8 protein-coding genes are annotated in these 16280 nt (G+C 44.8%); 2 read left to right on the top strand and 6 right to left on the bottom strand.

Translation table 11 applies throughout. The annotated features are described in order from the left end of the window. Positions 1-93 precede the first annotated feature (93 nt). Both ygjK and BB427_RS19455 read right to left on the bottom strand, forming a co-directional pair. Positions 94-2412, bottom strand: a complete 2319-nt coding sequence (gene ygjK, locus BB427_RS19460; protein ID WP_254663675.1) for an alpha-glucosidase — start codon at positions 2410-2412, stop codon at positions 94-96. A gap of 77 nt (positions 2413-2489) precedes the next feature. Beyond that, the gene (locus BB427_RS19455) at positions 2490-3236 is read right to left on the bottom strand and encodes a substrate-binding periplasmic protein (RefSeq protein WP_017219007.1); all 747 of its coding nucleotides are present in this window, start codon (positions 3234-3236) and stop codon (positions 2490-2492) included. A 180-nt stretch (positions 3237-3416) separates the two neighbouring features. Here BB427_RS19455 and BB427_RS19450 point away from each other — a divergent pair, with 180 nt between their 5' ends. Continuing rightward, positions 3417-3932: an acyloxyacyl hydrolase gene (locus BB427_RS19450; protein WP_069022655.1), complete on the top strand. Its 516-nt coding sequence runs from the start codon at positions 3417-3419 to the stop codon at positions 3930-3932. A gap of 192 nt (positions 3933-4124) precedes the next feature. Then, positions 4125-5360, top strand: a complete 1236-nt coding sequence (locus tag BB427_RS19445) for an MDR family MFS transporter (protein ID WP_069022654.1) — start codon at positions 4125-4127, stop codon at positions 5358-5360. A 64-nt stretch (positions 5361-5424) separates the two neighbouring features. Here the strand turns inward: BB427_RS19445 and BB427_RS19440 are convergent, their stop codons facing one another. The 4 genes from BB427_RS19440 to BB427_RS19425 form a co-directional block, all read right to left on the bottom strand. After that, entirely contained in the window at positions 5425-6492 is a 1068-nt protein-coding gene (locus BB427_RS19440; protein WP_069022653.1) for a hypothetical protein, read from the bottom strand. A 75-nt stretch (positions 6493-6567) separates the two neighbouring features. Then, positions 6568-7620, bottom strand: a complete 1053-nt coding sequence (locus BB427_RS19435) for a hypothetical protein (RefSeq protein WP_010604068.1) — start codon at positions 7618-7620, stop codon at positions 6568-6570. A 192-nt stretch (positions 7621-7812) separates the two neighbouring features. After that, on the bottom strand, positions 7813-9051 hold the full coding sequence (locus BB427_RS19430) for an NAD(P)/FAD-dependent oxidoreductase (RefSeq protein WP_010604067.1): 1239 nt from the start codon (positions 9049-9051) through the stop codon (positions 7813-7815). A gap of 128 nt (positions 9052-9179) precedes the next feature. Continuing rightward, complete coding sequence (locus tag BB427_RS19425; protein WP_217492918.1) at positions 9180-16235, bottom strand: non-ribosomal peptide synthetase; 7056 nt, start codon at positions 16233-16235, stop codon at positions 9180-9182. Positions 16236-16280: the final 45 nt, after the last annotated feature.

Raw genomic sequence — 16280 nt, 5'->3', positions numbered from 1 at the left:
GTATCATTTAAAAAATGTAGACGGATCATCACTGAATTGCTAGCAAATTTTCGGCTAGTTTGTAGTGATTTGCTGTGAAACTGGCTTTTCTTCTTAAATTGGCGCTTTGGGCTTGTCCATCTCAAATGTTTCTATCATGAGCAAAATATGGGCCGCGCTCCATGAAAAGTTCGGTGCACCTTGCTGCTCGCCGGTGAGTGGGTTGTAGTTTTCGCGAATAGGCGCGTTTTGCAGTAGACCATCCGCATTTTTCATAAATCGCTGAAGCAAAGTGTTCGCTTCAGTTTCAAAACCATAATAGCGTAGTCCCATCAAGCCAAAATACAATTGGTCAAGCCAGACACGACCACGCCAATAGATGTTTGCGCCAAATGCAGGGTTGGTCTGGGATGCAGAGCCCAGAGGAATATAGGTGTTGAATTCACTGGGGCTGAGCATTACCTCAGAGACGCGTTTAGCATGATACGCTGTTGCTACCTGATTAAAGAGCGGAGCCCAACCCTCCGGGCCGCGGCCACGCTCAATGATTGGTTTCCCTGCACAGCCATTTTCAAGCGGTGATGCGGCAATGCGAATGTCGTAGTAGTATCCGCTGTTATCGTCGAACATGCAGCGGTTTATATAATCGGCGATCTGCTTTGCTTGTGCTGAAAAGGCTTTGGCTGCCTGTGGCTTAGCCAATATATTGGCGATGGTACTCAAATTTTTGGTGTCAGAATAAAAATAACTGGCCCCATCAACCGATTCTTGCATCAAAGAGTAGCCTAGCAGATGCCCTTGAGCATCCTTATTGCTAGCAAATTCGACTTGCCAGTCTTTAGCGTTGCCACCTTGTTTCACATAGATCTCAAGCTGCTGTGGTGAGATAAAACCAAAGTTAGCAGCATCGTCTCTTCCAGATTCCCATGACGCTGCGGTCTGTGCGGGAATACTTATCTGTTTACCTTGTGTTTGCGCATCGCGATAGGCTTTTAGCCCAAAGCGGGCATGCTTTTGCTTCCCTTCATGTAGATAAAATAACAACTCACCCGCTTGATTATTATGGTGTTTATCTATGGTTGCACCAAATTCAGGAATACCATTTTGGTTGTGATCACGGTTGCGCAGCCACCAATCACGATAGACGACAAGTTTAGGGTAAATTTGTGCAAGCCAAGCTTTGTCTTTGCTGGCATGGTAGGTATTCAACACCGCCCAAGCGGCTAGCGAGGGTTTTGAATTTCGTTCGCTCCAATTACCGCCATCGCCACCGCGTTCTGGTGGCAGGTTATAACCAATTAAATCGGGTAATAAGCCTTTATCTTGGGGTCTAACAGGATCGTTCGCTGCTATTTGATAGGAAAATACGGTATCAATGTTGGCCTTGGCTAAATCTGGTGCAAATAGTCTCAGTGCTGATGCTTGTTTCCAGCTGTCCCAAGGCCAAGTTAAATTGCCGGAAAACCAGCGAGCAGTGACCGAAGGCGATATGGTATCAAACGCGATTGCCCCTGCAGGAGATCGCCAGTTACCAATGAGGGTTTCAACGGCTTTTATCGCCAATGTTTGTTTATCTCGTGGTAAGGTTTGATAGCGTGCTAAATAGCCCGTCCAGCGAGCTTTAGAGCGTTGCCAATACGTAACTGGGGATGAGAGAATTTTGGCAACGGCCTTTGCTGTTTGTATGCGCTCTTGTTGATTGTGGACATAGCTTATTGCGGTATAAAACTGCAGATCACCAGAAGTTTGCGTCTCGCTATAATAACGGTTGTTTTCTACCGCATTTTTGAAAGGGATTGTGCGGGCGATTGAGTACTCGTTGCTACCAGAGGTCAGAAGCGCCCACGGATCGCGAACACGACCAAAAGTGGTACTGATCCCACTTTCGCTGGCAACCATAGTTGGTGCGAGCTTAGGGTATTGTTGGTCCAGTGTTTGTTGATCATTAAGCTGGTGGAGTAATTTGCCGTCCAATTTTAAAGTAAGTCGTTGCTTTGTATGAATCGTGGTTTGAATAAGAGAAACACGCTCGCTAACAAAGCGTAAGCGGATCGTCACTGTCGCGAGCTCATGTCTAAGTGTTTGCACCAGCTCTCCAGGCAGGCTGTACAGTACTGCATCAAATTGCAATTTGGTCTCACCATGAAAAATTTGTAGGCGCTCAATACGTTCAAATAAATACGTTAAATACTCTTCGGTGATAATCGCGTTACCCGTGAAACCACCATATTCCGCAGCGCTATCAGGAAGTAAGTGACCATGCCATGCGCCGTTATCAAACAGTGGTGAATAGGGACTATGGCCAAACTTGTCTGCGGGCTTCATTACCTGAGGGTGACCAAAGCGTGAAACCGCGTTGATGACTTTTGGGCTCGCGTACGTTTCGCATGCTACAAAGAGCATGAGTAATACCATTCCAGTGAGTACTTTCATTTTTATTTTTTGAATAAAGTATACAATTTTTAAAATGCTATCATAGCGACGTACAAAGTTCAGTAGCAAACGATGAATTACTCGTCGATGGGGCAGCCGACGTCAACCTTTTTGCGTTGCATCTGTACTCGTTCAGCGGCGGCGCGTAGCCGATTTATATATTCTGGAGGGGCGCTGGGGTTGGCGGTTAAATAGAGGGTTTTACTTAACTCTGGAACTTCTAGCACTTTGTCCCATTGCTCCACTAAACCCATTCTAGCAGCCATTCTATCCACAAAATTTTCGGCACCAAAAATAAAGTCAATTCTACCTCTTTCAAGCAGCTCACCTGCACGACTCAAACTAGTTACTGATAGCATGTTCTTATCGGCGACAAAGCCTTGTGCTTTTAAATAGTTTTCGGAGAGTTGATCAGCCGCAACAGCGACAACATGTTGTTTGATTTTCCATATTTCCCACTCTTGCTGATCGGCGATATCAGCACGCTTATAAAAGGCGACCTTTAGCTCACAAAGTGGCGCAATCCAGACATGGTTTTCTTCACGTTGCTCCGTTCTGGCGATCGAGTAGAGCAATGAATAAGGGGATTTTTTGGAGAAGGCTTTTGCGCGAGTCCAAGGCAACATATAAATTTGATAACTTAGCTCTGCTTCCCACATAATGAGGCGTACGATATCAGTGGCAAGCCCAGTAATGGTGCCGTTCTTTTGCTCTATCTGGTACGGAGGAAAATGCTCGGTATAGATATCTACTTTTGTCGGTGCTGCGGCTAAGGCACTAAATACACTAAATATCCCTATAACGCTCCCAATTATATACTGCATACCACATTCTCAAGATCGTTTTTAACAGTATAACTCATAATTTGTTATTGGTTTTGGTTAAATTAATGTACCCATTAAAATTCCATATTGGTGCTTTATTGGCAATTATTATATGGTTTTTTGGTGTCTTTTAAGAATTAAATAACGGCGTAAAATTGCTCTTGTTGTAGAGGAGTCGTTATGCGCTTAGTTTTATTCTTGCTTATGTTGTTTGTGTCTACTTACTCATATGCTAGTGAAGTTGCAGTTGATTATGTGATGGGAGAGGGGGATGTAAAAGGACTGCGGCTTGGGTATCGTCCCTTGCATTATAGTTTAGCGGATTATGGTTTTGGCGAAGGTGCCTATGTTTATTTTGAGTTGAGCACCAACTATTGGGAATACGGCAAACCAAAACGCTCGGACACGACGTTTGCTATTGCACTGTCACCAGTGCTTAGTGTTCCACTGACCGAGTTTGCTGGAAAGCCGGTAAATTTTGAGTTTGGGATTGGCATGACCTACGTCAGTGATACTCGATTTGCGGGCAAAGATATTGGTGTTCACTATCAGTTTGAAGACCGCATTGGACTTAGTGTTAATTTGAATCCCAATACTAAAGTTGGGATCCGATATCTGCATTATTCTAATGCAGGTTTGAGCGACCACAACCCCGGTCTTGATTTTTTAAATGTGTTCTATGTTAAGCGGTTTTAACGCTTAATGTCATTGATTTAGTTTTATCTCCCTTTGTGATTTCAAGGATGAAATTTTTTCTTACTAAATAACGTCATTTTTCCTTTATAGAGTTCCAGCTTCCAAGATAATAGAATGCAGTTAAACGCTTGACCTAAACTAAGGTTTAGGAATTAGGGTTCTGCGTAAATCAATAATAATCAAGGAACATCAATGGAGAATAGCTCTGCAATTGAGCGGTTAAAGCGCTTTACACCTTTAGTTTGGGTAATGCTTGTTGGTAACTTTTTCGTTCGCGCTAGTTACTACATGGTATGGCCTTTTTTGGCTGTTATTCTTTACGAAAATTATGGACTGAGTGCAACAGAGGTCGGTTTATTGCTGACGGTGTCAGCGACTTTCGCCGTATTTTTGGGGTTTTATACGGGGAATCTCGCTGATCGCTTTGGTCGCACCAAAATGCTCTACACGGCAGTGTTTGTTGGTGTGATTTCTTTTTCACTGTTGGCTGTGGCTGAGTCGTTGTGGTTGTTTGCAACCTCAGTGTTTTTAGCTTGTCTACCTAGGACGCTTTGGGATGCGCCTAGTAAAGCGTTACTTACTGAAGAACTTGCTGACGCAAAAGACAGAGAGCTTGCACTGCATTTACTCTATTTTCTCGTGAATGTGGGGGCGGCTTTAGGGCCATTATACGGGCTATGGGCGGGGCTTAATGGTGAGCAGTTTAGCTTTATCTATACTGGCATTTCGTATATTGGTTTGTTGCTCGCGCTGCTTTACTTTAGACCTAAACTGAGTGAAGCGCAGACTTTCGCTTTGCAGTCTGCCGCTCAGTCGGTGCCTAAGTTCGCAAAATGGCTGGGGATCTTACGAAAAGATAAAGTCTTTTTAATTGTGCTAATCGCTACAACTTTAGTGTATTTGGTTTATGCGCAATGTGACTCTAGTTTAGTGCAGTATTTGACGCGTGCAGAGGTCCCCGATCTGGCTTGGCTAATTTCTAGCTTAATCATCGCTAATTCTAGTGTGATCATCGTTTGTCAGTTTCCATTACTACATCTGATGCGTAATTGGCGTATTGAAAATAGACTCTATGCGGGTGGCGTGATATTGATCATTTCACAAGTCATGATGGCCTTGAATGATGTGCAAAATATCTGGGGGTGGATTGCAGCCATGATGGTGTTGAGTCTGAGCGAAGCAATTATGTTTACTAACATCAATGTCTATATTGACAGGTTGGCACCAGATAACCTGAAAGCTAGCTATTTTGGTGCTGCTGGCTTGTGTTCATTAGGATATGCATTAGCACCCATTTTAGGCGGACTTATATTAGATTTTTACTCCGGCATGATGCTGTTTATCATCATGACCTTAGTATCTATCACCGCGCTTGGGTTTTATCGCATTGCTGAGCTGAAGCCTAAGACGACGGCTGAAGCGATATAGCTTAGCTAACTCGGTGACCTAAAAAAGGTCACCGTTTAATTATCCGAAGCAAAGGTTAGTTACTTTACTTACCCGCCATTTTTTGCAAGTAACCCAGACGTTGACGCTCGGCAGCCGAGGGCTGATATGGGCGCTTCTCCAGTGCGTCAAAGTAGAAATCAGTGATGTGGTATTCGGTTATTTTGCTATCACCAAACTGCGCAAGCTCTCCGGGCATTGGCGACATTCTCTCAATCACAAATGTCTTTAACGTGAATTGCGATGGACCGGATTTAGCTGAAAAAGGAGCAAGCACCGACTGATGTGCTTTTAAGTTGAATACCTGTTTCCCTTCGCTTAACTTTTGTTTTTCAACCAAATGACTGATTGGTGTGCCATCGCGAGTAAATAGGTTTGCACGGATACGATAAGTACCACTTTGCTTTACTTCAAGCTGCAATGGAATTATCAAGTCTGCTTGCTCGGGGTAAGGTGTAGCAATAGCGAGCAGTGTGGCGCTGGGTTGGTAATAACGGATACTTGCCGTTAATGCAACAGCCTTAGCCGAGCTTGGCTTAGCACGCACGACGACATTCAGCTCTTGAGGCCATGTTGTCTCACCATCGACTGCACCAAGCCAAATACCATCAGACTCTTTGAGGCGGGTGGTGGATAAGGTTTGCTGTGATGTAGGGTCGAGTATCGTTGCGGTTGCATTAGAAAATTGACTACCAGATAAACTTATCTCGATAGTAGCGGGGTGCACAAAGCGATATTGATTCAGCGACAAAGACACCTGTTCGTTATTTTCTTCAATTGGCATTTCGACGGCATAAAAATGATTTGGATTGAGCCTATCAAAATCACCTTTGCCAAGGGGCTGTGAATAAGGAGGTAAAGAAATACTATACTCATAATGTGCCGCAGCTGTTTGCGCAGCTTGTGCCAGTGGTAGTGATTCAACCAGTGATTGTTTTTGTGTTATCGCAGTTTTAGGTGTAGTGGGTTGCGTTGTTGGTGGTGTCAAAATAGCTGTGGTGACTTGTGGTGCTGGTAACTCAGGTGAGGGCTGAGCTTCGCGCTGCAAGGCAAAATAGCCTGCAGTGATACAGATTACAATAAGAATGACACTAATCAACAAAAACTTTTTCATAGCAATACTCGGTTAATATAAGGAACTGCATGGAGCAGTTCCTTGGGTATAGAAATTAGCAAAATAACCGTTAAGTTACAGTGAGTTTAGTATTAACTGTGAAAAGCTTTGTGAGTTAGACTCGCTAACATAACGGTAAGTTTTTTTCCAAAACCAGCTACCCGTTGTTTCTTCATAGGTGTTGTAGCTAATCGTTTTATAACCCGCGTTAAACTGAGTACGAGCCGCTGTTACTTTGCCTTGGTATCCAGCATCTGGCAGGTTACCGTGGCTATATTCCGCGCTCATTAGTAATGGGTAGTGGTATGGCATAAAGCTAGTTACCGCATCATCTTGAGAGGCTAGTTGACCGTTGATAGCAACGCTTGTACTACAACTACCAAAGTCACCTTTTGTCGATGCACCACAAGAAGAATGTGTTGATACAACTCCATCATCATTACCTGGTAAGAAACCTGAAGTGAGGCCGTAGTAGTCGCTTGCATCAGCGACGAAACGTAGGCGAGGTGCGTTGTCACTTGGGTACTGAGCAACTTGTCGCGCGTTATTTACTTTTAAATCCCACATGATACCAAACTCTTCAGGCATGCTACCAAGCCAAGCCTCAACAGCTTGGCGAGTTAGTTCACCAACTACACCACCTGAAGTTGCAGCGTTGATAGCCGTGTCTGCGAGTTCGCTTCCGCCACCCGCACCTGCAAGGTCAAAAGTAGCAACGATATTAAGTGGTTGAAGGCCCGCATTTTCAAGCCAAGTTGCTTGATTATCTAAGATATAGCGCGCAACCAAATCACCCGTTGAGTGGGTAACAAAGACACAGCCAGGATTACAAGTGCCATTTTCTGCAAATGCTTTTAGCTTTGGCCAAATATAATCTGTTGCGATTTTGCCTTGCAAACGTTCATAAGAAGGCCAATCAATACGTTCATCAGCGTGGTTTATCCAAAAAGATGACCAATATTCTTCACCCTCAAGCTCGACATTGGTACTGTTAGGGCGGTTAAGTTGGTCTGCTTGAAAGCCATGAATTAGAATTGTTTTATATTCAGCGGCCTGCGCGGGAGTTGCAAGTGCAGCGCCTGTTAATAACGCAGAAAGTGCAGCAGTGTATACAAAGTTAGTTTTCATTGTCTAAGTCCTTTAAAGCGCCAAGTGCCACATCTATGGTCGGCCTACAATAAAATTCTCCCACTTTGCTTAATCATCAATTAGGGAAACTATAGGCATCACACAACTACTTTCACTACTACTGAAACGCATCTTTGTTAGTATATTATGTGGCGTGAGAAACTATTCCCACGCCGGTCTAAAAAGCTAAAATCACGCCATTTCAGGGTTGTTATGGAGTTCAGATAGCAGGTTCAGGGTTTTCTCGCTGCGGTTTACAAATGGGTTAGTCTCATCCCATACATAGCCCGCAAGCACAGAAGTGATTTGGCTCTTAATTTTTTCAGGCTTGTTGTCTGAGAAAAATAGGCGGCGCAAACGTCCGTCGTACCAGCCTTCAATGTAGGTGCGCATGACAGCAATACCTTTAAGCATATGCGCCTCATAATCTTGCTGCCAATCTGCTTCCTCGCCATTTAACTGAGCGACTATGAGATCAGCGGCGCGCGCGCCTGATTCAATCGCAAACATAACACCGGCTGAAAATACAGGGTCAATAAATTCACTGGCGTTACCGGTTAGCACAAAGTTTTTGCCGAACAGCTGTTTAATACCTTTTGAGTAGCCTTTAATTTCCTTTGGCTCCATACACAGTGCCATTCCTTCCAACATTGCTGATGCATGTTGATCGCGAGCAAGGTAGGTTAAAAAGCGTGTTTTAGCATCGCCCTCTGCACTTTCCAAATACTCAGGGTTACCAACAAAACCGACTGAAACACGACCGTCAGAGAAAGGTATTAGCCAAACCCATACATCCTCTTCGTGAACCAGAATCGTTACTTTATTGTTTTCAGCCCCAGTCTCTATGCCATCAGCAGGTTTAAATTGCGCAAACAAAGTTGCGCGAGTTGGCGCTGATGAAGGTTCATTTAAATCAAGCAGGTTTGCGAGTACTCGGCCATAGCCGCTTGAGTCAACAACGAATTTTGCTTGAATTTCCTGCACATCACCGGCCTCATTGACTACCTTAATGATAGGCTCTTCTAGATCCATGTTGGCATCGACTACTGAAGTGCCAAATTCGATAGGGGCACCCATTTTTTGCACTTCTTCAGCCAGTACATTGTCAAAGTCATCTCTTGGAACTTGCCATGTCCATGTCCAGCCATCGGTGTAATTTTTAGAGAAATCGAAAAACTCTTGGAAGTCATCTTGTTTAAAATTAGCACCGATTTTCTTTTGGTAATTGCGTGCAACTAACGCATCCATAAATCCAGCATCTTCCAAATGCTGCATACTTTGTGGTAGAAGACTTTCACCGATGACATAGCGCGGAAAGTGGCTACGTTCAACGATCTTCACGGTTAATCCTGCTTGAATTAGCTTTGCAGCGGTCATTGTCCCAGCAGGTCCAGCGCCGATAATAAGTACATCTACATTTTCCTTAGCCATTTTGTAATTCCTTAATCATATATTGTGAGAAAATGTGGCAATTAATTAATCCTAGAGTGAAGAGGGGAGCTCCCTTTAATGCCTCACTCTAGAAAATCTAATTTAACATTATATTAACGAATAAATTGTTAAAGAGTGTTCATAATTTCTGACATTTTTATTAAGTCTTCCGGTGTTTTTACCCAACTGTTGTGCGACCCTTTCATGGTGAACACTTGAACCTGACTGGGTTGCATTGCTTCTTCAATAAGATTTTGATTCTTATCAAGGTATCGGTTGATTATATGACTGGAAAGTTGCAACTCTAGGCTATCCGACTGAGCCACTTCAACCGCACAACCAGCACTAAATAGCGTCACCTTTGCGGTGCTAGAAAATGCCGGATCATTTTGGTAGTGATAATTAATTCTATCGGGCTCAAGATGACTGAACTCTGGGTGTAGAGCAAAAACTTCATCATGCATCGCGGCATAGTCAAAACAAGGGTCGACGAACACCAAGTGTTCGACTGTGTCCCCCTCATTTTGCAGCAGTTTGGCAACCTCAAGTGCTAGCGTTGCGCCAAAACTCCAACCAAAAATCCGATAAGGACCACTAGGCTTTAGCTTTTTAAGATGAATAGCATACTGCAACGCCAATGTTTGGAACTGATAATAGTCATAGGCGAGCGAGCCCTTTGGTTTTTCCTGTGCGGCATAGATGTTATTGAAGCAATAACAAGGCGCGGAAATCTTGGGAGCAATGGATTGCAAGTAACTCTCAGCACCACCGCCACCAGGAGGGAAGAAAAACCATTCAATAGGAGCATCGGCTTCATTCACCAATACGCCGATCTCAATATCGCTTAGGGTTTTTATGCCTTGGGGATTTGCGGCTGTAATCGAATGTGAAACGACGGCTCGAAGGGCAGCGTCGAACTGCTCTATGAATGCGGTGGTTTGCGCCTCATCTAACTGACTTGCAATGCTCACTTGCAGTTTCATTTGACGCACTTCAGCATTAACGATGAGTGCCATTTCATCCTGATTATCCTTGCTGCTGGCATCGCCTGAGTGTGCATTTAGCATTCGTATGCCCTGATCTTGTGCATCATTGTTGCTATCAAGTTGTCCCAAATAATTAAAGCTAACTTTAGGTAATTGATTGAAGGAAAATTCCCCACGTCTGACCAATTCGCTGAAGCCTAGCCCTTTATCTGGAATGGCACGAAGCGTTTCTTTGCTTTGAATAATCAGCGTCGATAAATCCGTGTCATTTTTCAGAGCAACCGGAAACATACTAGTAAACCAGCCTAGTGTTCTTGAGGTATCAGTATGGTCACTCAGATGTTCTCGGCCATGGCCTTCTAACGTGAGATGGCAATAGTTTGTAGCAAAGGTATTGCACCAAGCCCGAGTAAACGCACTCATTAAGAGATCATTGATTTCTGTGTTAAACCCAGCAGGAGCAAGGCGTAGCAATTGCTCAGTAAGCTGAGTATCAAATTGATGCGTAAGACGCTGTTGTGATTTACCGTAAGGTACGTTTTGTTGTGTGCTTAGCACATTTTGCCAATACGGTATTTGTTGTTCAAAAGGATGCAGGGCCACAACGTCTGACCATTGGCGATAACTGCTGGTTTTGTCGCTTAAGGTGTCGCCTTGTAGCAAGCGGCTTAAGTCTTCGACCAAAATACGCCACGAAACACCATCAATAACAAGGTGATGAACGATAAGTACAAGCCTAGTTAGCGGCGTATCATCGCTGAGTAAAACTGGTTGCCACAAAGCACCTGAACCGAGTTCAAAACGGGCGTGTATTTTACTCAACGCCAGACCGGTTTGCTGCTCATCAAGCCCCGAGGTGTCCAAATGGATAAGCTTTGGTGTTGGACAAGCAGCAACGCTTTGATATTGGGATTGCCAAGTCTCGGTTTTGCTAAACTGAGCGCGCAACATGTCATGTTGTTGATGCAGCTGTGTAAGTGCACGCTCCAAAGTATCTAGCGCGGTATTGTGTGGAAGTGCGAGCATGACCGACTGATTAAAATGCGCTTTATGACGGTAATGGGAGTTGAGGAACCATTGCTGGATAGGTAATAACTTGATTTCTCCGCTGAGCTCACCTTGTTCAGCCTCGATTTCTACCTGTTCATTATTTGCCAAAAATGCACAAAGCGTTTCTAGGGTTGGATATGTAAATATATCTTTGGTCGACAGCGAATAGCCAGCACGTTTGAGAGCCGACATAAGCTGAATGCTCATAATTGAGTCACCACCAATATGGAAGAAGTTATCTTCCAAGCCAATCTGCTTAATTCCCAATACAGCACACCAGATTTTAGCGATATGTTTTTGCTGTTCTGTGTTTGGAGCATGGTGAGTCTCAGTTTGGCTAAAATCGGGCTGCGGCAGTGCTCGGGCATCAATCTTGCCATTAACCGTCACCGGTAGGGCGTCTAATGTGACGTAGGCACTTGGCAGCATATAACTCGGTAGCATGTGAGAGAGTGTTTGCTTGAGCTTTGCCTCATCTAGTGACTCAGTATTTGCCATGACCAAGTAGGCCACGATACGTTTAACCCCATCTTGTTCATTCACGTTTACAAACGCAGTATGAATTTGCGCTTGTTGCTTAATTGCAGTTTCAATCTCGCCAAGTTCGATGCGGTAACCACGAATTTTCACCTGAAAATCATTACGACCAACATACTCTAATAAGCCATCTTCACGCCATTTAACCAAATCTCCCGTTTTATACATTTTGTTCCAACCGCTTGCGAGGTATCTATCCGATGCGAACGGATTAACTAAGAATGCTTGTTCGGTTAAATCTGAACGGTGTAAATAGCGTCTTGCCATACCCGCGCCGCCAATATAAAGTTCTCCTGCCACGCCCGGTGGAAGTATTTTGCCAGCAGGTGACAACACGTAAGCAGATTTATTGGCAATAGCGCGGCCAATAGGTGCTCCGTGATTTACAGAGTTAAGTAAGCAGCAAGTCGCATAAACGGTGGTCTCTGTTGGGCCATAGGCGTGGTAAAGCATCAGCTCTGGCGCTTGATGCTTTACTCGCTCAACCATAGCTAAGTCGACCGCCTCTCCACCAAAATTAATCTGTTTAAGTCCGGCGTGTAAGAAGAAGTCTTCGCTAGCTAAACGATTAAATAGCGCAGTGGTTACAAAGCACGTATCAATCTGCTGTGCTTGGCAGTACTCAATCAGTCGTTCTGGATCAAGTTGAGTCTGTTTATCTATCAGGTGTAGCGCTGCGCCGTTACTGAGTGTGACAAAGCAGTCAAAAATAAACGCGTCGAAGCTAATACTCGATAAGCTAAGTACCTTGTTCAGTTGTGTGGGGTCGATAAAATGGTCGTCCGTGGCATAGTTTAATAGTGCCTCATGGTTGATTTCTACGCCTTTAGGATTACCTGTGGTGCCAGAGGTATAGATAATATAAGCCAAATCAGACGGGCTCACCGATACCGCTTGGTCTAAGCTTGTTTCCTCCATTGGTGCATCGCTGAGCACATGTGTCAGTGATGCAAGTGTTGTACTCTCAACTCTATCCATTAATCCCGATTGGGTGACCACGATTTTCGCACCACAGTCCTTGGCAATATATTCAATCCTTGAGTCAGGAAATTCCGGTGATACAGGAACATAACCACCGCCTGCTTTAAGAATAGCGAGGATCGCAACGATAGAATCCAACTGTTTTTCATGCAGCAATAAGACTGGGAAATCACCTTGATACTCGTTGCCGTAAATCTCAGCCTTAATCACCAATAATTGCTGGGCAAGCAGGCAAGCCTGGCGGTTGAGTGCTTGATAGCTTAGTGCTTCATCTTGCCAGACCACAGCGGTTGCATCCGGGAATACGGCGACTTTTTCACTAAATAAGTCGTTGAAGTTCTCGAAGCCACATGACTGGCGCTCGGTTTCATTCCACTCGTTGAGAATACGGGCCTTTTCCACTGTATTGGCAATTTCAATGTGTTGATGCGGTAAGTGAGTATTGTCAGCGACTTGCTTGAGGATAAGTAGCAGTTGAGATTGCAGTTGTACGGCACGTGCTGGCGAAAGCAAGCTGGCGTCGTACATCAGCTCAAGTTGCAGCTCTCCTTGCTCCTTTGCTATCAATGCAAGTGGGTATTCAACTTGCTCTGGTGCTGCGTCAAACTGCCAGCGAGCTTGTTGTGCCTCTGCTTGTTCATTTTCAAGGCTTGGGTAGTTTTCGAAAACGACTAGGCTTTGGAATAGCCGATTACCGCCTTGTTGCAGTGACGCAAGTGACACATTCGCATGGCTATTTAAGTCCAAAATGGCAGTTTGGATCTTCTCGAGTTGTTGCGCGATGGTAGCATCTGTAGGCCAATCAAGATAAAGCGGTAGCGTATTGATGTAAGCTCCAACACTTTGCTCTATGCCGTCAATTGGTAAGTCACGACCTGCGATAGTTGTACCTACTAAAGTAAATTCGTCGCGAGTATAGATTTGGATAAGCTTATGCCAGGCAAATTGTACCGCAGCATTGAGCGTGACAGAATGTTGCTGACACGCTTGCTGCAACTTACTTAACGCCTCGTTTGGTAGAGCAAAATGCAGCGTCTGCGGGTCATGATTATGACGGAGCGTTTCTAAATCTGTTGAGTGACTAAACAGGGTGTTAAGATCGTTTGCCTGTGATAAATCAGCGACATGATATTGCCAAAATGCTTTGGTAGCGGCCTGATTATCTCTTAGGTAAGCATGGGCATCTAAATAGGCGTTATCCACCGGTAAAACAGGTTCTTGACCTTGTAGTAATTGCATATAGTTCTGGTGAACGGTCTGCATAACTAACGGGCCACTCCAGCCATCACAAATGCTGTGATGCTCTGTTTTTATTAGGTGATAATGCGCTTCACCGCGTTTTACCAAATGCAGTGTAAATAACCCCGGTCTTGCAAAATTAAATGGCTGATTTAGCACTTGGTTTGCAAGTTTTTCTATGTGTGCTTGTTGTTCTGCTTTTGAGTAGTGGCTGATGTCAATCACGCTAAAGTTATCTTCATCAACACAGGTGTGATCTACGATAAGTTGCAGCATGGTTTCTTCAACATCAAAAGCACAGCGCAGCGCTGGGTATTGCAGTGAGGTTAGTTGCCACGCACGACAGTAAAGCGCAGTGTCAACTTTATCGAAATACTGCATCTGTGACTGCACCCGATAGGCGGTATCTTCTGGGCTATTAAGCTGGTGGAAGATAAAACCTTGCTGCAAGTTTGTTGCGGGATAAACCGCGGCTAGGTCGTAGCGTGTGCGCAGTGCATCTAAGTGGGCGAAGCTGACGCCTGTCAGGTTATAGTCGCTCGGCGTTTGTTTGGCGCCAAGCGCTTTGGTATGTAATGCCGTGTCCAGCACCGCTTGCAGACTGGCAGTGAACTGACTTTGGAATAGGGCAAATTCGGTTTCAGACAATGCCGTGGTGCAATTTAAGACAAGCTGACCATGAATAATAGCCGCGTTGATATCAAGAACGTAATGACCATTATTTTCGCTTGCGACTGGTTGACCTGTAATGGCTTCAGTTAAGTAGAAGTCACCACTGGGTTGCTGCGTTTTTGTGCCACCGATTTGGCCTAAATAGTTGAATGCAACGGTTGGTAAAGTCCCCGTCACTTGTTTGGAAAAATAGAATTGACCAAAACCAACGCCATTGTCTGGCAATTTACGCAGCTGCTCTTTGGCATTGACAATAGCGCTTTCGAGACTAGAACCCGCATGGAGTGCTAGTGGATATAATGACGTAAACCAGCCCACGGTGCGTGAATGATCTATATCTTCGGCGATGTGTTCACGACCATGTCCTTCAAGCGCAATAACCTGATCATTACTACCAGTGATATGGGCGAGAGTTAGTGAAAGCGCAGCGACGACAAGGTCTCGAGGCTCTGTGTGGTAGCCTTGATTAGCGTCAAACAGCAGCGTTTGTGTAAATGCAGAGTCAAGTCTAATCACTTGGTTTGTCGGTGTGTTCTTCGCTGCTAAGTGTGTTTGACAAGTATCAAGTACTTCTTGCCAGTAATCGATTTGTTCGGCTTGAACATGTGCGTATTGGGTTAAGGTCTCAACCCATTGACGATAGCTTGAGGTTTTTTGCGCCAATTTTTTGCCTTGATAAAGGCTATTTAAGTCCTCAATTAGGATCCGCCAAGAGACAAAGTCAATGATCAGGTGGTGGAAGGCCAGTACCAATACATCTTGGCTTTGGCGTTTGACACGAATTGGCTGCCATAAAGGGCCTGAATTTAACGCAAACTGTGACTGCAAGCGGGTTAATTGCTTGGCAAGCTCGTCGTCACTGAGTGTGTCTGCATCAAGTTTAACTAGAGGCGCCATGGTATTATTTTGTTGGTACTGCTGGGTAATATGCGCCGTCTTTTGATTGAAAACAAGGCGTAGCACATCATGTTGCTCAGCAAGCTCGGACAATAGCTCAACTAATCTCTCATCACTGATTGCGCTTGGCATTACAGTGGCAAAAGTTTGGGCAAAGTGTGCGGGATTAGCAAACTGATTTGCGAAGAACCACTGCTGGATAGGCAGTAGATCGAACTCGCCTTCAAGCTGGCCTTGTTCGGTTTTTATCGTAACCTTCTTGTCGCCATTCGCACTGATAAGCTTTGCCAGCCGCGCGGGAGTTGGGGCGGCAAATATTTCTTTAACTTGTACCGTTAATCCTGCTTCTCTTAAGCGTGAAACCAGCTGAATACTGACAATTGAATCGCCGCCGATTTGGAAGAAGTTATCCTCAATCCCCACTTGCTCAAGGCCAAGTACCTGTTGCCAAATCTCACAAAGCTGGGTCTCTAAAGCATTGCGTGGTGCTACATAAAGGTTGTCGGCTTGAAGCTCTGGCGCGGGGAGTGCCTTGCGGTCAAGCTTACCATTACCCGTAAGTGGAATATGTTCAATTAGAGTAAAGTGACTGGGCACCATGTATTCAGGTAAAGCAGCACTTAGGGTGAGCTTTAATTCGGTAATTTCAAGGTCAGGCTCTGCGACAAGATAAGCGGCTAATGCTTTACCTTGCGGTGCAGGCACATCAATCACTACAGCGTTTTGTACGCCTTGCTGGTCGACAATAGCAGCGGCAATCTCGCCTAATTCGACACGATAACCACGAATTTTCACCTGCTCATCGTTACGACCGAGATACACCAAGTCGCCGTTGTCTAGGAAGCGGGCAAGGTCACCGGTTTTGTA

The organism is Pseudoalteromonas sp. BMB (assembly GCF_001709235.1).
GTDB classification, from domain to species: Bacteria; Pseudomonadota; Gammaproteobacteria; order Enterobacterales; family Alteromonadaceae; genus Pseudoalteromonas; species Pseudoalteromonas maricaloris.
Note: the sequence above shows the minus strand (reverse complement) of the source record. Positions and strands in the feature narration are given on the sequence as shown.